The sequence below is a fragment of the Longimycelium tulufanense genome (assembly GCF_014645795.1).
Taxonomy (GTDB): domain Bacteria; phylum Actinomycetota; class Actinomycetes; order Mycobacteriales; family Pseudonocardiaceae; genus Longimycelium; species Longimycelium tulufanense.
In genome coordinates this window covers 137,674-159,475 of record NZ_BMMK01000015.1, presented here as the reverse complement: position 1 = coordinate 159,475, position 21,802 = coordinate 137,674, and the positions used below count along the sequence as shown (strand labels likewise).

Here is a 21,802-nt window from a genome sequence, read left to right as displayed (position 1 = left end):
TGCCCAGGGCCGGCTGGGCCGCCCGGGTGTCGGTGACGGCCGCACGCTGCTGTTGGATCTCCTGCTGGGTGAACGCGGCGGGCGGGAACATCACGTCGGCATACCGACCGCCGGCCAGGCGAAGGAACCGCTGCAACCGGGGGAAGGCCAGGAAGAGCTCCCGCAGCATGCCCGGCCGCTGGCTGCCCTGCCCGGGATACAGGAACGCGACCTTCCCGCGCGCACCGTCCAGGGCGGGGAACACCCCGGGGGCCCTACGGAACTCGCGGGCGGCGGCGAGCTTGTCCGCCAGGTCGGCGGAACCGGTGGCCACGATCGCGACCTGGACCGGCCCCTGGCCGTTGCCGGACGTCCGGGCGAGGTCGCGCAGGCGTGGCTCGCCCCGCGAGAGCAGGTCGCCGATCCGGTCCAGTTCCGCGTGTGCGGCCGCACGGTCGGTCCCCCGGATGAGGAACAACTCGGCGGGCCACTCGGCAAGCCCGGAGACCGGCTCCGGGGCGCCGTCGTAGCCGGCGAGCACCGCGTGGAAGTTGGCACCGCCGAAGCCGAAGGCGCTCACTCCGGCGAACCGCTCACCGGGCGGCACCGGCCACGGCCGGGCGGCCCGGTCGAAGCTGAACGGGCTGGTGCCCGCAGACCAGGCGGCGATGGGCTTGCGCAGGTGCAGGGTGGCGGGCCGGATCCCGGTGTGCAGGGCGTAGGCGGTCTTGATCAGCCCAGCCAGTCCGGCGGCGCACTTGGTGTGGCCGATCTGCGATTTCACCGAGCCGAGCGCGATGCTGCCCGGCCGGGCGCCCGCGGCGGTGAAGGTCTCGGTCAGGGTGGTCAGCTCGGTACGGTCCCCGACCGCGGTCCCGGTGCCGTGTGCCTCGATGAGTCCGACCTGGGCGGGAGAGACGCCGGCCAGCCCGTACGCCCGCTCCAACGCCAGCCGTTGGCCCGCCGCCCGGGGTGCGGTGAGTCCGAGGGAGCGGCCGTCACTGGATCCCGCCACCGACTTGATGACCGCGTACACCCGGTCGCCGTCCCGCTCCGCATCGGCCAGCCGCTTGAGCACCACGCAGGCCACGCCCTCACCGAGGGTGATCCCGTCGCCGTCGGCGTCGAAGGCGGCGCACCGACCGCTGGGCGAGAGCGCGTGCACCGAGGCGAAGAGCAGGTAGTCGTGGATGCTGTTGTGCAGGTCGGCACCACCGCACAGGACCATGTCGCTGGTCCCGGCGGTGAGCTCCTTGCACGCCGCGTCCAGGGCGGCGAGGGATGCGGCGCAGGCGGCGTCCACCGTGTAGTTGGCGCCGCCGAGGTTCAGCCGGTTGGCGATTCGCCCGGCGATCACGTTGGTGAGTACTCCGGGGAAGGAGTCTTCGGTGAGTCTCGGCAGCCGCTGGTCCAGCTCTGCGGGCACCGCACCGAAGTACTGGGGCAGCAGGGCCCGGGTGCTGTAGGCGGCGCTGAGGTCGGTCCCGGCCTCGGCGCCGAAGAAGACCGCGGTGCGGGAGCGGTCGAACGGCCGGTCGGCGTAGCCGGCGTCGGCCAGCGCCCGGGAGGCGACATCCAGGGCCAGCAACTGGATCGGCTCGATACTGCCGAGCGAGTTCGGCGGGATGCCGTACGCCAACGCGTCGAACGGCACGTCCGGCAGGAACCCGCCCCACTTGGACGGGGTCTTCTCTCCCGGCACGCCGGCAGGGTCGTAGTAGACCTCCGGATCCCAGCGCTCGGCGGGCACCTCGGTCACGGCGTCGACGCCACCGACGATGTTGGCCCAGAACTCGTCGGCGTTCCGTGCCCACGGGTAGACGCAGCCGATGCCCACGATGGCGATGTCCAGCGGCCGGGTGTCCCTGCCGGGCCCGTTGGCGACCCCGGTCCGGGCGAGGTCGATGCCCAAGTGGGCGGCGCGGGCGGCGAGGAACCGGGTGGCCCCGGCGGTGACCTGCTCGTGCAGGCTGGCGATGCTCGTGGTCGCCGACCGCAGCGCCGCGACCTGACCGATCATGAACAGGCCCTCGCGGCGCTGTTCCTCGTCGTCCACCGCCAGCAGACGATCCCCCTGGCGGCGGAGCCCCTTGCTGGCGATCCGCAGGCGGCCGAGGTTGAGCTTCTCCAGCCGCACCCACATGTCCTGCCTGCTCGTACCGGACTCCTCCAGTTCCCGCCGGGTGGCGGCGAACTCGTCAACGTACGGGCTGTGCGCGCAACGGGTGGCATGGCCCGGGGACGTCTGCAGCAGGACGGTCCGGTCGCACTGGACGGCGGCGCGCTGGAAACCGGGCTGGATCGCTCCGGCCGCGACCGCCTCGTCGGTGAAGAGGTAGGCGGTACCCATCAGGATCCGGATGTCGGCGCCGCGTTCGGCCAGCGGACCCGCGAGCGCGGCGACCATGGCGGCCGACCGCGCGTCGTGGATGCCGCCGGCGAAGGCCACCGACAGCTCGGTGGCGGCCTCAGGGTGATGCTCGGTGAACTCCAGCAACCCGGCAAGCTGTGTCTCCCAGAGCGGGAAGCTGGCCAACGGCCCGACGTGCCCACCGCATTCCCGCCCTTCGAAGACGAATTTCCGTGCGCCCCTGCGCAGAAACCGCACCAACAGACCCGGTGTCGGAACGTGTAGGTAGGTGCTGGTTCCGGCCGCCTCGAGCGAGGCAGCCTGCGCGGGGAGGCCGCCGGCGATCAACGCGTAGGGCGGCCGGAACTCCCGCACGACGGCGAGCTGGGCCTCCCGGATCTCGGGCGGGGCGAACCCGAGCACACCGACACCCCATGGCCGGTCGCCAAGCCGGTCGGCGGTGTCCGCGAGCAGTTGCCGCACCTCCTGACCGCTCATCAGCGCGAGCGCCAGCAGCGGCAGGCTGCCGTCCTGCGCGACCGCCGCAGCGAATGCGGCCCGATCGCTCACCCGGGTCATCGGTCCCTGGATCACCGGGTAACGGGCGGCGTTCCCAGCGTCGCGGAGGGTCCCTTCACCGGACAAACCATCGGCTGCGGGCACCCCGGGCAGATGTTCCCTGGGGGCGAGCGGTTGGGCCCGGAGCGCGGCGAGCAGATGCGTGGAGAGCTGCTCCCGCACGGCCTGGACCACGCCTCCCGCGGTGTGGTAGCGGGCCGCGAGCGGTCCGGCCAACGCGCCGTCCTGTCCCACGGGCACCAGCTGGGTACGCAGGTCCACCGCGCCAATCCGGCGGACGGTCTCCGCCGGATCGAACCTGGGCAGGTCGGGCCGGGTATAGACGCGGTGCCCCGCCACCAGGCGGGTCTCACGACCGTCCATCGCCTCCAGCGCGGCACCGAGCTCAGCCGGCAGGTCCGTCTCCCGGACCAGCGCGAGCTGGGCGTCCAGCACCACCCCCGCGGCACCCCCCACGATTGCGGCGGCGGCGGTGTGCAGACCGATACCGCCGGCCGCCCACACCGGCACACGCAGCCGGCGGTCCGACAACAGCTGCTGCAACAGGACGAACGTGGTGAGCTCACCCACCCGGCCGCCGGCCTCGCAGCCCCGGGCAATCAGGCCGTGTGCACCCTGCCGCAGCGCCGCGTACGCCTCTGCCAGGTCGACGACCTCCGCCCACAGCCTTCGGCCCCGCCCATACGGCAACGCCGTGGCGAACGCGGGGGCATCGACCAGGATGGTGTCGACGGCGGGCGGGAGCTCCTCGGGCCGCACATCACAACCGGCCGGGACGCGGACTCCGAACGGACCGCCCCACCATCCGGTGACCTCGTCCAGGGCGGCCAGCGCCCGCTCGCGGTCGCGACCCAGGTCCAGGACGCCGAGCCCCCCGGCGCGGGCCACGGCCACCGTCAGCCGCGCGGCCGGCCGCCCGAACGGTGTCACCCCGACGACCTGATCTCGTGTCGGCACGACCGGACCGTCCCCCGCCTCAGCCGGATTCGCTGTGTCAGCTATCACCGACGCCCCCGACATGTCGTCCAATTGTTGATTCATTGACCGGCGGTGCGGACGATGGGCTACTGCGCCGCGCCACCTTTCAAACTGCTGACTACTGTCCAACTACTACCTTGATCTTTTTGCCGACACGTGGCTGACACGCCAGTGGTCGATACACAAGGACGTAAGACCACACGGACCGGTGAATATGGCGCCCCTCCAAAGTCGAATGACCAACTGGATGGAAGCTGGGTCCAGGTGCCCATCGGATATTTGTGATCATATTCGCGCCGTGATCGTTTGGTTGGATGCTCCTGCCGCATTTGCGCGGTGTGGTGGTCGAGCGGACTCGGACGGGGTCTGCTGATCTGGGCGCGCGCCAAGCCGGAGGACGGGATCATTTTTTCCGGCGATGGCCGATCGCACCAGATTCACAGGCGCTACGACCGCGGGCTGGCCGACGGCTGGGTGCCGGCCGGCACGACCAACGACCTCGTGCATAGTTGATGAGGCGACGTGTCTGGCCGCTTAGTGGCGGATCCACATGGTGCGGCGTACGGGGAGTGCTTCGATCGGCTGCCGTCGGCGGTGGGGGGTGTCAATGATCGCAGAGTAGGCCGGCGACGGCGCGGACAGTCGGGCAGGATGTCACGTCGGCCGTGGTGGCGAGTCAGTGCTCGCCAGTTCGTCAGGTAGGCGACAGCGTGCTCGACCCGGATCCGCCTTGGTGCGTGTGCTTTCCGTGGCGCGGCATGCAGTTCCGCGATGCCGGGAATGCATGCCAACCACTTCTTGCGGTGCCTTACGGTGGGGGTGATGACCTGGCCGAATCGACCAGACCGGACCGGCGGGATTGGGTGATGCGGGTGTGTCGCCGCGACACAGGGCTCCACAGAACAGCAATCACCCGTGCACGTCGGTGATGACCAGGGCCTTCATGGCGTTGGTGCGGGGCTTGCCGAAGATGAAGGAGATGAACCGGTGGCGCTCAGCCCGTCGATCCGTGGACTTCCGGCTACGGGCACGTCACCCGACGCTCCCGGAGCACACCGACACGAGTCACACCAAAACCATCCCAGACTACGGCGCTGACCGCGCATGAGGTCGTTAGCCCACCGGTTCGAGATCGGTAGTCTTTTCAGTCCAGCCCAACCGAACGCATCACAACGATTCGATCACACCCACCGGGTGAAACTTACTGCGTGAGATCACGCGTTGACTCTCTGTTGGACAGTCGCTAGTTTCGCATGCGGTGCCGCCACACCATGGGCACGAGGTCCATAGGGACTAGCGGCATGGAGGGTACAGCGTTTCGTGACGACAGCAGCTGTCTCAACGTCAACGCCGACCGAAATCATTACGCGGGAAGGATTCCGCATCCGTCCGTACACCCCCCATTGTCACGTCATCTACGCCGACCGTGACCACGCAGTCATCGGCGTTTCTCCCGGCAACAGCTACTTCTCCGCACGTCGGATCCACGATCTCGCCCGCTGGGGACTGGCACATTTTGACCGCGTGGACTTCATCTACACCGACGTCCGCGTCGCCGACATGTACCAGGCGCTCGGCTATACCGAGATCGACGCCCGCCGCAAGGCAGCGAAGAACTTGCGTGGCGTGCGCGCCAAGGTCACCCGAACCGTCGTGGAGGTCGATCCCAGACGACGGCGCGTTTTCGCGCATCCGATTTCCGCGTTCGAGAGCAACCAAGCCTATCTCGCACTGCGCGGGGACCTGATCCGCCGACTGGAAGTCGACGAGAAGTTCCGCGTGGTCTGCGAGACGTTGGTGGAACGGTTCCTTTCCACCAAGTTGCTCGAGGGGAAGGCGCCCACCACACACCAGAAGCGGGTGTGCTTGGACTACATCTGCGCGGAGGCTCCGTTGTTTCTCGATACGCCGGCGATCTTGGGCGTCCCGTCATCGCTGAACTGCTACCACCAACTGCTGCCCATGGCCGAACTCCTCTACGCGCGAGGTTCTGGCCTTCGTGCCTCCCGCAATCAAGGCCACGCCATCGTCACGCCCATCGGAGACAACGCATGAGTGCCGACGTTCTCGATTTTCCTTTCTCCGCGCGCGGCGACCGGCTCCCCGATGAGGTCACCATGCTGCGCGACACCACACCCGTCCGCAAGGTGCGCACGATCGCGGGTGACGAGGCCTGGCTGGTCTCGTCCCACGCGCTGTGCAATAAGGTTCTGCACGACAGTCGGTTTTCACTGAAGGAGACATCCACCCCCGGCGTTCCCCGCCAGTACGCGCTGACCATCCCGCCCGAGGTTGTCAACAATATGGGCAACATCACCCACGCGGGACTACGCAAAGCCGTGATGAAGGCGCTCAACCCCAAGGCGCCTGGTCTCGAAGAGTTCATGCGCACCACCGCGGAGACGCTCGTGAGGAGCGTCACCGCCGAAGGCGCTCCCGCCGACCTGCGCAACGACTTCGCCGAGCCGTACTCGGCTGCGCTACACTGCCACATCCTCGGCATCCCACAACAGGACGCGCCGAAGTTGATGCGCAGCCTGCATATCGCGTTCATGAACTCCGCCGAACCCATCCCTGCGGCCAAGCTGAACTGGGACCGGGACATCACGTACATGACGAAACGTCTCGACGATCCGACCACGACCGGTCTCATGGCCGATCTTGCCGCGCTACGCGGTGATCTGGACTATGTGCACCTCACCGACGACATGCTCGCCACGGTCGGCGTCACGCTGTTCGGCGCCGGGGTGATCTCGACATCAGGATTCCTTACCATGGCACTGGTTTCACTCATCCAGCACAAGGACTTGCGGGATCGTCTCGTCGATGACCGCGACCTCATTCCCGACGGTGTCGAGGAACTGCTGCGGATCAACCTGTCCATCGGTGACGCCCTCCCTCGGATCGCGACCGACGACATCCGGCTCGGCGATGTGCTGGTCAAGAGGGGCGAGCTCGTGCTCGTGTCGGTGGAGGGAGCCAACTTCGACCCGAACGTCTTCGCAGAGCCCGAAAAGGTCGACCTGCATCGGCCGAACAATTCCTCTCACTTCTCGTTTGGCGGCGGTAAGCACTACTGTCCGGCCAGCGCGCTCGGACGCAAACACGCTGAGATCGCGTTAGACGTGCTGCTGAAATACATGCCGGGTCTCGACATCGCGGTACCGATGGATCAGCTCGTGTGGCGCACTCGGTTCATGAAGCGGACTCCCGAGCGACTGCCCGTGCTCTGGTAGCGCGACATCGGTTCGCAGTTCGGGGCCTGCCGCGATCGGGCGCGGTGCATGATCCTCAGCTCCATGACGGCGCTGGTTCACTTTCGAACGGAACCAGACCTGCGTTGGCGGGTCGAGGATGAGCGGGCGGGGTACCGCCGGCTCCAACTCGGTGTCTTGGACGACGGTGAGCTGATCGAGGTCGAGGTGGACGTACCCGCCTTGGTGTTCGAGTTGGAGGTGATCCGGCCAGGTGGCCATGTCACGGCTGATCGCGAACAGTCGTGAGGTGGGCTGTTCGCGTTCTTCTGCCAGATCCAGTTCCGCCTCTGCATCCCACCTCTGCACTCTCGACTTGGGCCTGGAGCGAGCGGACGGCCCGGTTCAGCTCGCTCGGCCTCGCGCCCGGGCTCTGCGGGAGCGCAGCGAGCGTCGCGTGGACGCGGCCCTGGAGGAAGTCGCCGAGGGTCAGGCAGCGGGCCGGTGTGTCGGTATGTCGCGAAGTACGGGCGAAAGAAGTTGCGCCAACGGGCCGGTGTGCCGCTCGATCCACCCTCGGTGAGCGGGTAGGTCAGTGTAGATCACATTCGTGATGCCACAACCCCTCGTATCAACGGGACGGCTGAGGACGCCAATCAGTTCCCACCGGTGTCCAATCTTGATGACCTGTGGTGTACCTACGTCTCCGTAGCAGGGCAGATTGGGCACCCGAACGACGTGTGGTCTCGTGCAGATCTCGGTCTGCCCTTCGATCGCCCCCTCGCTACACCGTTCGTCCGACACAACCGTGGCTGGGAGATGGCGGAGGGAGTCGCAATCGTCACGCTGACAGTAACCCCACGCGACAAGCAACGTGTCGGTGTCGGGTGGCGGGGATTCTGCAGCAACCGTGACACGTGTACGCGGCACAGCTCGAGCGAGTTCGATCAGCGCGATGTCGCCGCGACCTGGCTGCGGCACGATGCGGGTTACCGCCGTCAGAACGCCGCCCTTGGTGCGGTTGGAGCCAACCCGGACGTGGATCATCTGTGGGGAAACACCCTGAACGCAGGCTCTGGATGCGACAACCCAGGACGGGGTGATGAGCACGCCGCCGCAGTAATGCCTTCCTGCCCGTTGCAGGGAGACGACGGACCGGTAGACGTCTCTCAGCGGGTCTTGGCGGGCGGACTGGTTCGTCTCGGCACGTTGCAGCCTTTCCGTGCTGGCGGCAGTGGGGGCGGCGGGGCCACCGAGCAGAGCGGTGGCGGCGGTGACGATGCCAATGAGCAGCGAGCGGGTGTACATCGGTCGTTCTCCGTTTCATCGTGGAACTCCCGAAACGGACGCTAGGCACCACGCGCAGCGGGGTGGTACCGGCGGACGGGGTGTTCCGTCGTAGCCCCCACTCATTACGAAGCTGTACTGTAGTTATGTCCGAAAGGGACAGCTGACCACGCCACACCCCCACCTGCATCTCATGCTCGCAGCATCCTCGCCCACCGTCTGACGACGATTGGGGAACTCACCGACGCTGTCGTAGGAGGGGGGGTGGTGCTAGCGACCCGACCATTCACGGGTCACTTGTTGGACGGGGATGGCTGGGTGTGTCGTCGGCCTCCACGTCAACGTTGCCACCGCCCCCGGACCTCGCCGACCCAGGTCCGGCCGAGGCTGTTGAGCAGCTCGAGTCCGTTGGCTTCTCCTCCGGCACGCCGCGGTCGCGGAACTGCTCACCATTCCGCCACCACTCGCCATGACGACTCATGGTTCGAACAAATTCCATGCTATCCACAGTCACCGGGATGACAATTCCGGATGGGCCCTGCGTCAAACCGAGCAATCTACCAGTCGCACTCTTGTAGCGCCACCACAGGAACGGTAACGTGCTGGCCAGTAGGCTGACCGGGGTCGAAAAACACGATTATCGATCCGGCACTCTTTTCCATTGTCGCACCAAGGCAATAGCGGAGGTTGAGCATGTTGAGACGTTGGAGGCATTCGTCGAGGATCGGGGCGGCACGGCTGGCCGCCATCGGGGCGATCGTCTGCCTCGCCGCCGCGGGCATCGGCGCCGGAATCGCGTCCGCCGAGCCCGTTTTCCGCTACGACGTGGTCAAGGGCAGCTCCACGATCGAGAAGTTGGACGCGACCCTGGCGCTCGGGCCCGGCAAGCTCGTAGTCGACCTGGAGGGCGCGACCGGCCGGTTCACCGCGGACATGCAGCTGCCTCCGGCCAGCGGAAGCTTCAAGATCTTCGGGCTCTTCCCGACCACGGCCACGGTCACGATGATCCAGCAGGGCCCGATTGTCGGGACCATCACCGACGGCGTTGTCGAGGCGGACGCGAACGTTGCGATCAAGCTCAGCGACGTCCACGCGGTTGGGTTCCCGCTGTTCGTCGGGAACAACTGCAGGACGGAAAGGCCGGCCGAAATCCATCTCAAGTCAGCACCCGGCTTCAACCCGATCGAAGGCGGTGACCTGCTCGGCACATATACGATTCCCGATTTCTCCGGCTGCGGGTCTTCCACTCCTGTTCTGAACTGTCTCATCCCCGGTCCGAGTAACACTATTTCGTTGACCCTCGCCATCAGGTGGGACTGAGCCGTGCCCACTCGTGAGTGTCTTGTCGGACAATGTTCGGACAAGACACTCACGAGTACGGTTCAGCGCGGGACGAGTTCGTTGATCTTCCAGATATCGTCCTGCCGCTCGGCCTTGACGGTCAACGCCGCCGCGCTGCCGCTGGTCTTGTCCGTGTCCACCCTCGTGGCCACCTGGTCCAGGAAGACCAGTAGCTGGGCCCGATCGCCGTCCAGCATCCGCACCCCGGCCGTGGTCACCTTGGTGGACAGCACCAGCTTCTGGGCCGGTGCCTCCGCCTTCACCTGGTCGATCAGCTTCTCGTACTCGCCCACCGCCGTCCCGGCGAGCACCTGCCTGGCCGCGTTGCCGGTGGCGTCGACGTTGTCGTAGCTGAACGAGAAGATCCGCTCCAGCGCGTTCTTGACTTGCCCGTTGACCTCGGTGGTCGCCCTGGTGTCAAGCAGCGCGACATTGCCAACTGTCTCCGCGGACCGCGCCTCGACCATGAAGAACACTCCGAGCCCGGCAAGCACCGCGGCCACCAGGATCAGCACCACGGCCGCACCGGGGCGACGCGGTGTCGATTCCTCGGCCTCGACCGCGACTTCCTCGTCAACCTCGGGTTGCGACGCGGGTTCGGGCACGGGGTCGGTGACCTCGCGGCGTCCGTTGGCGCGCGCAGTGGGTCGGTTCCGACCGGCGACCCGGGGACGGCGGACGGGGGTCCTGCGCCGTTTGGCCGGTTTGATGGTCATGACTCACCTACCACAACGGCGCGCAGGGAACTCAGCCGCCACCCCGCCTCGGTACGGTCCAGCCCGGCCTCGAAGCGGTTGCGCTTCACCACTGGCCGGCCGCCGTCGGGCGTCACGGTGATCTCCACGGCCGCGATCACCCGGGCGATGCCGCTGGCCACTTCCAATTCGGTCACCGCGGCGTCCACCACCTTGCCCACGGTGACCGTCTTCCCCTCGGCGATCTGTTTCCTGCTTTCGTCCATGCCCTGGACAAGGCTGTCCCGCAAGGCGCCGGTGGACGACGACAGCCAGCGGTTCAGCCCCTCGTCGACGGCGCGGTGGTCCATGGTGGTGAGGTTGGCGATGCCCTGCTCCCCCACGCGCAGCACCTCCTCCCTGGTCTCGACGTAGTTGTCCGCGTCCGCCGAGGCTCGTGTCCACGACCAGCCGAACCAGCCCGCGAAGGCAGCTGCGCCGATCACGAGGACCACCGCGAACACCAACCCCGTCCTACGCCGGGTCAGCTGGGACATCACCGGTCACCTCCCTTGAGTCCAAGGAGCTGATGTAGGGAAGGCGGGTCGGATTCCGGCGCCGTCAACGCCAATACCCCGGGCAGCACAGGGTTGGGAACCGGGCCACCTTTGGGCGCGTTCTGCGATCCGCGTACCGAGGTTTCGTGGCCACGCGGTAACGCGCACCGGACAAGGGTGTTCAGCGGCACGGTTTCGACGTTCTTCCCATCCCGGTTCTCCGTGCTCTCGTACCCGGAACGGCACGGTGGCGGGTTGCTGAAGTTCAGCACCATGACGAAGTTGCCCGTCCCGTCCGATCCGATCACCCGGTAACCCGCACTGATCGCGCGCGGGTAGGCGCTGAGCAGATGTTCCGCCGCGCCGAGCCTGGTCTCGAACACCTGGGCCGGGGTGCGCAGATTCGCCAGCAGCAGGCCGATCCCCTGACCCGACTCCCGCAACAGGGCACTGACCTGTTCGGACACCGGCGGTGTCGCGGCGAACAGCCGGCGCAGGTCGCTGTCGGATCGCTTGAGCTGGTCGGCGAGCAACCGGGCGTCGGTGCTGAACGACCGGATCGCCGACGACTGGTTGCTCTGGGACAGCAGGACCACGCCCGCGTCGGTGATCAGGTTCTTGGTCTGCGGAAGGTACTCGGTTGCCTTGGCGGTGAAGGCGGCCTGGGTGTCCAGCAGCGTCTGCAGATCGGTGCCCCGGCCACGGAACGACTCGTCCAGTTCGTGGATCACGGTACGCAGCGAGTCCTGCGGCACCGAAGCCACCAGCTTGTCCAAATTGGTCAGAACGTCTTCGACAGGCGGTGGCAGGTCGATCGCGGATCGGGGTATCACCGACCCGTCGGTGAGGTACGGCCCGTCGTCGCGTCGAGGTCTCAGGTCGAGGTACTGCTCGCCGACCGCGGACCGGTTGGTGACTACCGCGTCCAGGTGGACCGGTATGTCCGGGGCCGAGTGGTCCAGGTACAGGTCCGCCTCGATGCCCGTGTCGGTCAGCCGCATCGGCCCGACCCGGCCAACCCGCACGCCACGGTAAGTCACCTCGGAGTTGGTGAACAGGCCGCCGGCCTCGGGCATCTCGGCCTTCACCACGATGCCACTGCCGCCGACGAGCCGGTCCAGCCCGGCATAGCTGGCGCCGACGTAGGTCATGCCGAGCAGAGCGATCACCACGAACACGATGACCTGGATCTTGATCTTGCGGGTCAGCATCAGCCGTCACCTCGCTGGATGACCGGTGCATCCATGGGCGGCAGCGGCATCGCCGGACCATCCGGCCCCGGTGCCTCGGTCCTGGGTGGCAGCAGGTCGATGAAAAGGTTCACATAGTCCCCTTTGACCGCGGTGGCCGCCGCATAGTCGGTGAACGGGTAGGTCAGCAGCAGCTCGAACGACTCGGGCAGTTTCTTGCCCGCATCGGCGAGGTTGCGCAGGACCGGTGCGAGCGCCTTGAGGTCCGCGACAATGTCGTCCTTGGACTTGTTGACCGTGGTCACCGCCACGTCGGCCAGCGCGTCCAGCGACCGCAGCAGGGCGACCAGGTCCTTGCGTTGCTCGGCCAGCACCGCGATACCGGGGCCGAGCTGGCCGAGAATCCCGTCGATCTGGCCGCGCTGGCCGGCCACGGTGGCTGACAACCGGTTCAGGCTGTCCAGCGCCCTGGTGATCTCACCACGGTGCGTGTCGAGCTCACGGATGAACGTGTCGGTGTTGGCCAGCAACGCGCGCAGGCCCTGTTCGTTGCCGGCCAACGCGTTGTTCACCTCGCGGGCGATCTGCTGGAACTGTCCCACGCCGCCGCCGTTGAGCAGCAGGGACAACGCGCCGAAGACCTCTTCGATCTCCGCGTTGCGGTTGCTGCGTTCCCGTGGGATCACCGCGTTGTCGGTCAACCTGCCGACACCCGGTTCACCACGCGGCGCACCGAGCTCCACGAACTTCTCGCCGAGCAAGCTGAACTGGCGGACACTCGCCGACGCGTTCGCAGGCAGCACCACGTCACCGCGCACGATCAGGACCACCTCGGCGGTCCAGCCGTCCTCAGCGACGTCGATCCGTTCCACTTTGCCGACCGGGACGTCGTTGACCTTCACCCCGGCCTGCGGGACCAGGTCCAGCACGTTGTCGAACTGCACCCGCACCCGGTACGGATGGTCGCCGAGGTCCGCGCCGCCGGGCAAGGGAACGGTATAGACGCCATTGAACCCACCTGCGCCGCAGGCAGTCAGCACCAGCAAGCACATCCCGACGAGGCCGCGTTCCAGCAGTCGAACGCTCATGTCAGCGCCCCTCCGCCGAGGAGTACGTGGTGCCGACGGCCGGCAGTGGCAACGAAGGTCCGCCCTCGGCCGCACCCGCGGCCGGCCGCAGTTCCCGGCAGCCCTGGGTGAGTGAGGTGACCGCGGTACCCGACGTCGGCAGGTTGCAGGCGACCATCGAGCCCGGGAACCATTCGAGCAGGTTGGCCCGGGACTCCAGGGCACCGGTCGCGGGGTTGATCGCGTTCATCAGGTTGGTAACCGCGTTCGGCGCCACGTCCAGCGCCTCGGCCAGGGACGCCCGCTGGTCCACCAGTATCTCGGTGATGCCGATCAGCTTGTCTACATTGGACTTGATCTTTTCCCGGTTGTCGTTGATGAAACCGCGCACCTGCTCCAAAGCCGAGGCCAGCTCGGCCAGCGCGCCGGCCAGCTCGGTCCGCTCGGCCGCGAGGTTCGCCGACACGTCCCGTAACTGCTTGGTGAACTCCACCACGTGAGCGTCGTTGCGGGCCAACATGGTGGTGAACCGCTGGATGCCGTCGACCGTGCCGAACAGCTGGTCCGCAGACCCGGCAAGGGTCCTGGACGACTCGGCGAACTGCTTGATGGTCTCGTTGACGGTGGCGCCGTTGCCCTTGATGTTGGCGGCGAGCACGTCCAGCATCCTGGACACGGCGCCGTCGGCGTTGGCGCCGTCCGGGCCGAGCGCCACCGACAACCGGTCCAGGCTCTTGTACAGCTCGTCCAGCTCGACCGGGGTGATGGTGCGTTCCACCGGGATCACCGAGCCGTCGTCGAGCTGGGCGCCGCCCACGTACACCGGGGACAGCTGCACAAACCGGTCGCTGACCAGGCTGGGCGCGACCACGACCGCGTTGGCGTTGGCCGGGATGGGCCGGGACGCGTCCACCGTCATGGTCACCCGCACCAGCTGGCCCTGGGGTGTGACCTCGTCGACCGTACCGATCGGGATGCCGAGCACCCGGACCGTGGAGCCTACGTACAGCCCCACCGCCGAGGAGAAGTAGGCGGTGATCCGCTTGCCACCGAGGGGGCTCATGATCCACCACGTGCCCGCGGCGAGCACCAGGGCGAGCACGGTGAGCATGGTCAGCGCCCACAGTCCTTTCCCGGTACCGGTGGTGCTGTCGTGTGGCGCGCTCATCGGTTCCCTCCCTCGGGTGGCGGTGGGTGGCAGTCACCGGTGGGGACCTCGACGCCCGGTGGCAGGATCAGGTCGCAGAGGTACAGGTCGATCCATCGGCCATTGCCCGCGGCGTTGCCGAGCAGCCGGTAGTAAGGGCCGGCCAGCCGCAGGCTCTTGGTCAGGTTGTCCTGGTTGCGTTGCAGGATGGTGTTGACCCGCTCCAGCTGCTCCAGTGCGGGACGCAGCTGCGCGGAGTTGTCCGACACCAGTCCGGACAGCTCGGCGGCCAGCGCCCGGGTACCGGAGAACAAGGCACTGATCGAGTCCCGTCGCTTGCGGATCTCGTCCAGCAACAGGCCGCCGTCCTCGAGCAGCCGCTCCACCTGGTCGTTGCGGTCGGCCAACGTCTTGCTGAGCTGCTGGGTGTTGGCGAACAGTTCGGCCAGTTCCTGGTCTCGGGAGGAGATCGTCTTGGACAGCGCCGACAGACCATCCAGTGCGGACTTCACTTGCCGGGGCGAGTCTTTGAACGTCTCGGCCAGCACGTCCAGCGCGTTGGCGAGCTTGCCCGTGTCGATCTCGTTGACCGTGGTGGCCAGTTGGTCGAAGACCTGGTTGATGTCGTACGGCGCCGACGTGCGGTCCTTCGGGATCGGCGTGTTCGGGTCCTGTGGGGCGCTGCCCTGCGGGTCCACCGCGAGGTACTTGGACCCGAGCAGGGTCTTGATTCCGATCGACACCGTACTGCGATCGCCGATCCACGCGTCGGTGACTCGGAACCGCACCCGGACGTGGTCGCCTTCCAGGTCGACGTCGGTGACCGTGCCGATTTTCACGCCTGCCGCCCTGACCTCGGTGCTGGCCAGCAGGCCGGCCGACTCGCCGAAGTGCGCGGTGTACGTCGTACCGCCTCCGATGATCGGCAGATCGTCGGCGTAGAACGCACCGAGGCCGAGCAGGGTCAGCACGACCACGCTGACCGAGCCGATCACGACCTGGTTTCGCTCCTGGAAGGATTTCATGGTCGACACCTTGCTGGCAGGTTCGGAGCCGGTGGGGCCGCGGCGCGAGGTATGGGCAGCACGGGCGCTGAATCGGTGGGTACCGGTGGTGCGGTAGCCGCGCAGAGGTAGAAGTTCATCCACGAGCCGTAGTTGACCGTACGGCCGATGTCGTTCATCTTCACCGGCAGGTTGTGCAGGGCCCTGTCCACGATCTGCTCGTTGTCCGCGAGGTTCGCCGAGACCCGGCCGAGCTGGGCAATGCTGTCCTTGAGTGGCTTGCGGCCATCCTCGAGCAGTCCTTCGGTCGCGACGGTCAGCTCGGCGAGCGCGCCAATGGCCTCCCCAATGGGTTTGCGGTCCTGGGCGAACCCGGACACGAACTGCTGCAGCGTGGCGATCAGGTTGGACAGTTGGTCTCCCCTGGCGTTGACGGTGTCCAGCACCTGGTTCAGGTTGCCGATCACCTCGCCAATCACCTTGTCCTTGTCAGCTAACGTGGCGGTGAGCGACGCGGTGTGCCGCAGCAGGCTTTCCACGGTCCCACCCTCACCTTGCAACACCTGCACGATCTCGTGGGACAGTGTGTTCACGTCGTCTGGGGACAGTGCCTGGAACAGCGGCTTGAAGCCATTGAACAGGATGGTCAGGTCCAGTGCCGGCTTGGTGCGCTCCAGCGGGATCTCCGCTCCGGCACGCAGGATGGAATCGACCGCTCCGGCGCCGCGTTCCAACGAGATGTACCGCTGGCCGATCATGTTGCGGTACTTGATGGTCGCCGTGACGGACGTGGGTAGCTTGCGGCGGGCGTCCACCGAAAATCCCACGAGGGCCACCCGCCGGTCGACCAGCTCGATCCGTTCCACCTGGCCGACCCGCACGCCGGCGACCCGTACGTCGTCACCGACCGACAGCGAGGTCACATCGGTGAACCTGGCCGTGTAGGTTTTGGCCGCGCGTAGATCGGAGTTGGCGATGGTGACGGCGAGCAGCGCGGTGGAGGTCACCGTTACCACCGCGAACACGCCCAGTTTGATCAGCGGAGCAACAAGTCCGCGCAGCCGGCTCATTCGACCCTCACCTCCACCCCGCGGTACAGCGGACCGACCAGCAGGCTGCCCCACGCCGCCACCGAGTTCGGCTCCACCTTCAGCGCTGGGGCCAGCAGTGTGGCGATCATCTGTCGTTCGGCGGGCGAGTTCGCCGGCCCGAGCCCATCACCGTCCACATGCGATACCGTTGCCGGCTCGGCGTCTGGACCGTAACAGCGCGGCCCGGTCTTGTCGTTGTACACAGGCTCATCCCGGTTGGGCAGGTACTTTCCGCGATCGTGCACCACCGACAGATTGACCTTCAGTCCTGGCTCACCGATGTTCTTGCCGAACGCCTTGTCCACCCTGGGCACGAAGTCGGCGACCGCGGTCAACATGCATAAGTAGCCCGGTGCGTACTTGGCGAACAGCTCCAGGGTCGGCCTGCTACTGCCGGTCAGCGCGATCAGGTTGTCGCTGTTGTGTTGGAGGAACGCCGTCACGTCACTGCTCGCCGCGGTGAGCGTCCGATACATGGCCTGCAGGGTGAGCCGCTGGTCCACCAGGGTCTTGCTGGTGACCGTGAAGTCGCTCAGTGCTTGGAGGATGTCGTCGGCGGCGTCGCCATAGGTGTCCGCGACCGTGGCGAACCTGGTGATGTCCGCCTTGATCTCGGGCATCTGTGGGGTCAGCTCGCCAAGGTAGTGTCCTATTTGGACCATTGTCCGTCCGAGTGGCTTGCCGCGTCCTTCCAGCACCCGCGACAGGGTGGTCAACGTGGCGGACAGTTTCTCCGGCTGGACGGTTTGCAACAGCGGCAACAGGTTGTTGAGCACCCGCTCCAGTTCGATGGAGTTGGCCGAGCGGTCCTGACCGATCACATCCCCCGCGGACAGGCGGACGGTGTCGGGCCGCTGCGGCATCACCAGATTCACGTAACGTTCGCCGAACAGGGTCTTGGGCAGCAGCTGGGCCGACACGTTCCGCGGGACGCGGTCCATCATGGCCGGGTCCATGGCCAGCTCCAGCACGGCGCCGTCGCCGGTGCTGGTCACCGAGCGCACCCTGCCGACGGCGATGCCGCGCAGCTTGACGTCGGCGTCGGCCTGCATCTGGTTTCCCGCCTGGCCTGCCCGTAACGTGACCGGGACGTCGGTGCCGAACACGTCTTCGTACACGGCCACCGTGAAGGCCAGGAACGCCGCGACCACGGCAACGTACACCACGCCCAGCACCCTCATCCTGGTGCTTCGGTAGCGCTCTTCGAGAGTGTTCATCCGGCGATCCTCACCGTCGTCGTGGTGCCCCAGATGGCGAGGCTGAGGAAGAAGTCCAGAACGCTGATGGCCACGATGGACCAGCGCACCGAGCGCCCCACCGCGACGCCGACGCCGGCGGGCCCACCGGAGGCTCGGTAGCCGTAGTAGCAGTGCGCCAGGATGACCACCACGCTGAACACGATCGCCTTGAGGAACGACCAGAGCACGTCCGCGGGGGGCAGGAAGAGCGTGAAGTAGTGGTCGTACGTGCCTGCCGACTGCTGGTAGAACTCGACCGTGATGGTCCGTGCCGCCAGGTACGAGGTGAGTAGGCCGATCACATACAGCGGGATGATTGCGATGAACCCGGCGATCACCCGGCAGGTCACCAGGAATGGCAGACTCCGCACGCCGATCACCTCGAGCGCGTCGATCTCCTCGGAGATACGCATGGCGCCGAGTTGGGCGGTGAAACCCGATCCGACGGTCGCGGACAGCGCGAGCCCGGCGACCAATGGGGCGATCTCACGGGTGTTGAAGTACGCGGAGAGGAACCCGGCGAACGCCGACGTGCCGATCTGATTCAGCGCCGAGAACCCTTGCAGCCCGACGACTGTGCCGGTGAACACGGACATGCCGACCATCACGCCGATCGTGCCGCCGATCACCGCGAGCGCGCCGGTGCCGAAGCTCACCTCGGACAACAGTCGGACGATCTCCCTGCTGTAGCGGCGAGCGGCACGCGGGATCCACAGCAACGCGCGGAGGTAGAACAAGAGCTGGTCACCGAGGCGGCCGAGGGTGTCCAGTGACCGGTCCACCGGTCGCCGCGCCGCACCCCTGGTCACCATGGCTCACAACCCCTTCCGCGGAACGATCTGCAGGTAGATCGTGGTGAGGACGAAGTTGAGGAAGAACAGCAACAGGAAGGTGATCACCACGGACTGGTTCACCGCGTCGCCGACGCCTTTCGGCCCGCCACGCGGATTGAGGCCGCGGTGGGCGGCCACCACCCCGGCGACGAACCCGAACATCACCGCCTTGATCTCGCTGATCCACAGGTCCGGCAGCTGGGCGAGTGCGGAGAACGACGCCAAATACGCGCCGGGCGTGCCACCCTGCATGATCACGTTGAAGAAATAGCCGCCGAGCACACCGACCACGCTGACCATCCCGTTGAGCAGTACGCAGATCACGACCGCCGCGTACACCCGTGGCACCACCAGCCGGTGGATCGGGGAGACGCCGAGTGCCTCCATGGCGTCGATTTCTTCCCTGATCTTGCGCGAGCCCAGGTCCGCGCAGATCGCCGATCCGCCGGCGCCCGCGATGAGCAGCGCGGTGATGATCGGGCTGGCCTGCTGGATCACCGCCAGCACGCTGGCCGACCCGGTGAACGACTGGGCGCCGATCTGCTTGGTCAGCGACCCGAGTTGCAGCGCGATCACCCCACCGAACGGGATCGCCACCAGCGCCGCGGGCAGGATCGTGACCGACACGATGAACCAGCACTGGTTGACGAATTCGCGGACCTGGAACGGCCGCCGGAAGGTCAATCGGAACACGTCGAGGCCCAGCGAGCAGAGCTGGCCGATCTGGCGGATCCCGGCCAGTCCGCGTTGTGCGACGCGCAGTGTGGTCACCGGCGGTACCCCCTGGTTGACACGGCGATCCCGTACCTCACCTTGTCGGCGTCGGTCAGGCTGTCGACGATCTGCCGCTGGGCGGCAGGAGGCAGGGTGTGCAGGATCTGCATGACCCGGTCCTTACGGCGGGCCACTGCCTGCCGTGATGGCAGTCCGGGGGTGGGTTCGAGCTGCGGCACCACGCCCGGCACCACGTGCTCCCCCGGGCGGGTTTCGGTCAGGGTGGCCGCCTCCGCGGCCATGGTGGCCTGATCCTTCTCCTCGGCCATGCCGATCGGCCCGGCCCGTCGGCCGTTGACGAACTGGGCCACGACCGGCTCGTCCGAGGTGAGCAGCACTTCCCGCGGCCCGAACATGACCAGCTCGCGGCGGAACAACATGCCCACGTTGTCCGGCACGGTCCGGGCCACCGAGATGTTGTGGGTGACGATCAGGATGGTCGCGTCGATCTGCGCGTTCAGGTCGATGAGCAGCTGGGACAGGTACGCGGTACGTACCGGGTCGAGCCCGGAGTCCGGCTCGTCACACAGGATGATCTCCGGGTCGAGCACGAGCGCCCGTGCCAGGCCGGCCCGCTTGCGCATACCACCGGAGATCTCTCCGGGCAGCTTCTTCTCCGCACCGGACAGGCCCACCATCTCCATCTTTTCGAGCACGATCCGCTTGATCTGGCTCTCTGCTTTTCTGGTGTGCTCACGCAGCGGGAACGCCACGTTGTCGTACAGGTTCATGGACCCGAACAGGGCGCCGTCCTGGAACAGCACCCCGAACAGCTTGCGTGTCTCGTACAACTGGTGCTCGGAGCAGTGGCACAGGTCGACGCCGTTCACCATGACCCGTCCTTGCTCCGGCTTGAGCAGGCCGACCAAACATTTCAGGAACACCGACTTGCCCGTGCCGGACGGGCCGAGCATCCCACTCACCTCGCCGGCGGGCAGGGTGAGCGTGACGTCGCGCCAGATGTTCTGGCTACCGAAGGACTTCGTCAGTCCTTCCACGACCACTTCGACACCCATGCACGCCTCCGGGGGCTCGCTCACTGGTCGGTCAACGCCGTACCGACAGGGGCGGTACACACGGCTCTTGCGGGTTCGGGCAGAAGTTGATCGGGCCGAACTCGAGCACGATGTGGTTACCCGGCCCCGAGATCAGCCCGGTGAACAGTGGGTCGAGCGGTTCGGAGACTCCGCAGCCGGAAAACTGCGGAATCTCGAACTCGGCTTCAATCTTTCCGCCAAGGAAAACGTCCCAGTCGACGGGATTCGACCTGAGATCGATCACGACGGCTGGTACGGTTCTGCAGTTCGGGCCGACATCGAGCAGCGTGCCGTTCACCGTCACATTGCTCAAGAACATGTCGATGACGGCGCGCGCGATGATCACCCCGTCCCAGATGCGACCTTCCGCTCGGCGGACCTGCTTGATGATGACCGTGGTGGTGGTGGGCATGAACCGGAGGACCGTGAACGATCCGGGCGCCGGCGGTAGCAGTAGATCACCGAAGATTGCGCCGCAGGAGATCTCACCCTCCGTCCAGTAGAAGAGCTGGGCGCTCAGGTATCCGGGGCCGAGGTCGATCCCAGACCTCAGCTTCTTCACCGTCACGCGACCCTTGATGTCGTAGTAGCTCCAGAAGTAGTACGCGTCCGACGGGATCTCCTGACAGGCATCGGCCCGCGGCTGCCGCTGGCGGGTGCCGGCTTCGCTGCCCGGCCCGGTCGCCTCCGGCGCGCCCTCGTCGGTTCCGGTGACGCCGCTGGGTGCGGCCGACGGCGACGACCGGATCGGCGAGGAAGGCGGAGTGGGCTCGCTGGTGGCCGGCGGCGCGACGCGGATCGTCCCCAGCGTGGTGTCCTGGTCCGTTTCTGGTTCGCAGACCACCGGTTTGCCGCTCGGTTCGCCGGTCGCCGCGCCTTCGGTGGCTTCCGGGGTTTCCGCGGCACGCGGCAGGAGCAGCACTTCGAGCCGGTTGAGCCGGAACGTCACAGTGCCAGGGCTGGTCGTCGGCACCGGCGAGGTGGCTGTGCCGGGCAGGGTGAGTGTGAGTTCGCCTGCCCGGGGCAGTGCCGTCTTTGGCACGGTCGCCCTGACCGGTGTCTGAACGGTGTCGGCGTCGTCCTGCGCGGCGAGACCAATGCCCGCCATGCCTTCGATCGCCCCGACCGCCCTGTCCCGCAAGCCATCGACAAGTGTCGCGGGCAGGACCAGCCGCAGCGAGGCGTCCTGCGGCCGGATCGGCGTTCCGGCAGGCACCGATGCCGGCAAAGCCACAGACAGCTCCGCCACGATCACGTGCTGGCCCACCGGGGTGATCTCGCAGGCGCCACGCATCGTCGCGGTAGCAGGCACGGTGTCGGTGGCACGCGGCTGCGCCGGTGTGCTCGGCGCGGCCGAACCCGCCGCCACCAGCGCGGCCACCATCGTGGCCGTGACCGCGGTGGCCACCCCCGCTCGCCGGGCGATCCTCGGTGGCACTCCGACCTCCTACGCCTCATTGATCACCGTGACCGCCGAGGGGG

At 67.0% G+C, this 21,802-nt stretch carries 18 protein-coding genes; 4 read left to right on the top strand and 14 right to left on the bottom strand.

The features are described from left to right. Positions 1-3,865, bottom strand: a 3,865-nt coding sequence (locus IEY55_RS16935; RefSeq protein WP_229686466.1) for a beta-ketoacyl synthase N-terminal-like domain-containing protein, incomplete at its 3' end; no start/stop codon positions are given. Positions 3,866-5,206: 1,341 nt separating this feature from the next. Between IEY55_RS16935 and IEY55_RS16930 the strand changes: the two genes are divergently transcribed. The 3 genes from IEY55_RS16930 to IEY55_RS16920 all read left to right on the top strand — a co-directional run bounded on the left by IEY55_RS16930 (position 5,207) and on the right by IEY55_RS16920 (position 7,389). Then, positions 5,207-5,941: a cyclodityrosine synthase gene (locus IEY55_RS16930; RefSeq protein WP_189058932.1), complete on the top strand. Its 735-nt coding sequence runs from the start codon at positions 5,207-5,209 to the stop codon at positions 5,939-5,941. Further along, positions 5,938-7,122, top strand: a complete 1,185-nt coding sequence (locus IEY55_RS16925) for a cytochrome P450 (protein WP_189058930.1) — start codon at positions 5,938-5,940, stop codon at positions 7,120-7,122. Before IEY55_RS16930 ends, IEY55_RS16925 begins: the two co-directional genes overlap by 4 nt. A 63-nt stretch (positions 7,123-7,185) precedes the next feature. Next, the gene (locus IEY55_RS16920; RefSeq protein ID WP_189058928.1) at positions 7,186-7,389 is read left to right on the top strand and encodes a hypothetical protein; all 204 of its coding nucleotides are present in this window, start codon (positions 7,186-7,188) and stop codon (positions 7,387-7,389) included. Positions 7,390-7,569: 180 nt separating this feature from the next. Here IEY55_RS16920 and IEY55_RS16915 read toward each other — a convergent pair whose 3' ends face one another. Next, positions 7,570-8,388 carry a S1 family peptidase gene (locus tag IEY55_RS16915; protein WP_189058926.1) on the bottom strand — a complete coding sequence of 273 codons (819 nt, stop codon included), beginning with the start codon at positions 8,386-8,388 and terminating at the stop codon, positions 7,570-7,572. Positions 8,389-9,060: 672 nt separating this feature from the next. Here IEY55_RS16915 and IEY55_RS16910 point away from each other — a divergent pair. Beyond that, positions 9,061-9,687, top strand: a complete 627-nt coding sequence (locus tag IEY55_RS16910) for a hypothetical protein (protein ID WP_189058924.1) — start codon at positions 9,061-9,063, stop codon at positions 9,685-9,687. A 62-nt stretch (positions 9,688-9,749) separates the two neighbouring features. On the opposite strand, the gene IEY55_RS16905 is transcribed toward IEY55_RS16910, so the two are convergent. From IEY55_RS16905 to IEY55_RS16850, 12 genes are read right to left on the bottom strand one after another with little or no spacing between them, the layout of a single operon-like run. Then, complete coding sequence (locus IEY55_RS16905) at positions 9,750-10,424, bottom strand: hypothetical protein (protein WP_189058922.1); 675 nt, start codon at positions 10,422-10,424, stop codon at positions 9,750-9,752. After that, complete coding sequence (locus tag IEY55_RS16900; protein ID WP_189058920.1) at positions 10,421-10,939, bottom strand: Rv1363c family protein; 519 nt, start codon at positions 10,937-10,939, stop codon at positions 10,421-10,423. The genes IEY55_RS16905 and IEY55_RS16900 overlap by 4 nt, the downstream gene beginning before the upstream one ends. Next, a complete protein-coding gene (locus IEY55_RS16895; protein WP_189058919.1) occupies positions 10,939-12,150 on the bottom strand; it encodes an MCE family protein in 1,212 nt (403 codons plus the stop codon). Before IEY55_RS16895 ends, IEY55_RS16900 begins: the two co-directional genes overlap by 1 nt. After that, positions 12,150-13,217, bottom strand: a complete 1,068-nt coding sequence (locus tag IEY55_RS16890) for an MCE family protein (RefSeq protein WP_189058917.1) — start codon at positions 13,215-13,217, stop codon at positions 12,150-12,152. The genes IEY55_RS16895 and IEY55_RS16890 overlap by 1 nt, the downstream gene beginning before the upstream one ends. A gap of 1 nt (position 13,218) precedes the next feature. Further along, positions 13,219-14,364, bottom strand: coding sequence for an MCE family protein (locus IEY55_RS16885; RefSeq protein WP_189058915.1), 1,146 nt, complete (start codon positions 14,362-14,364; stop codon positions 13,219-13,221). Next, entirely contained in the window at positions 14,361-15,368 is a 1,008-nt protein-coding gene (locus IEY55_RS16880; protein ID WP_189058913.1) for an MCE family protein, read from the bottom strand. The genes IEY55_RS16885 and IEY55_RS16880 overlap by 4 nt, the downstream gene beginning before the upstream one ends. Beyond that, complete coding sequence (locus IEY55_RS16875; protein WP_189058959.1) at positions 15,365-16,408, bottom strand: MCE family protein; 1,044 nt, start codon at positions 16,406-16,408, stop codon at positions 15,365-15,367. The genes IEY55_RS16880 and IEY55_RS16875 overlap by 4 nt, the downstream gene beginning before the upstream one ends. A 5-nt stretch (positions 16,409-16,413) precedes the next feature. After that, positions 16,414-17,655, bottom strand: coding sequence for an MCE family protein (locus IEY55_RS16870; protein WP_189058911.1), 1,242 nt, complete (start codon positions 17,653-17,655; stop codon positions 16,414-16,416). Continuing rightward, positions 17,652-18,488, bottom strand: coding sequence for an MlaE family ABC transporter permease (locus IEY55_RS16865; protein WP_189058909.1), 837 nt, complete (start codon positions 18,486-18,488; stop codon positions 17,652-17,654). The genes IEY55_RS16870 and IEY55_RS16865 overlap by 4 nt, the downstream gene beginning before the upstream one ends. Before the next feature lie 3 nt (positions 18,489-18,491). Next, on the bottom strand, positions 18,492-19,280 hold the full coding sequence (locus IEY55_RS16860; RefSeq protein ID WP_189058907.1) for an MlaE family ABC transporter permease: 789 nt from the start codon (positions 19,278-19,280) through the stop codon (positions 18,492-18,494). After that, positions 19,277-20,299 carry an ABC transporter ATP-binding protein gene (locus IEY55_RS16855; protein ID WP_189058905.1) on the bottom strand — a complete coding sequence of 341 codons (1,023 nt, stop codon included), beginning with the start codon at positions 20,297-20,299 and terminating at the stop codon, positions 19,277-19,279. The genes IEY55_RS16860 and IEY55_RS16855 overlap by 4 nt, the downstream gene beginning before the upstream one ends. Positions 20,300-20,330: 31 nt before the next feature. Further along, positions 20,331-21,701, bottom strand: coding sequence for a DUF6801 domain-containing protein (locus IEY55_RS16850; RefSeq protein WP_189058903.1), 1,371 nt, complete (start codon positions 21,699-21,701; stop codon positions 20,331-20,333). Positions 21,702-21,802 lie beyond the last annotated feature (101 nt).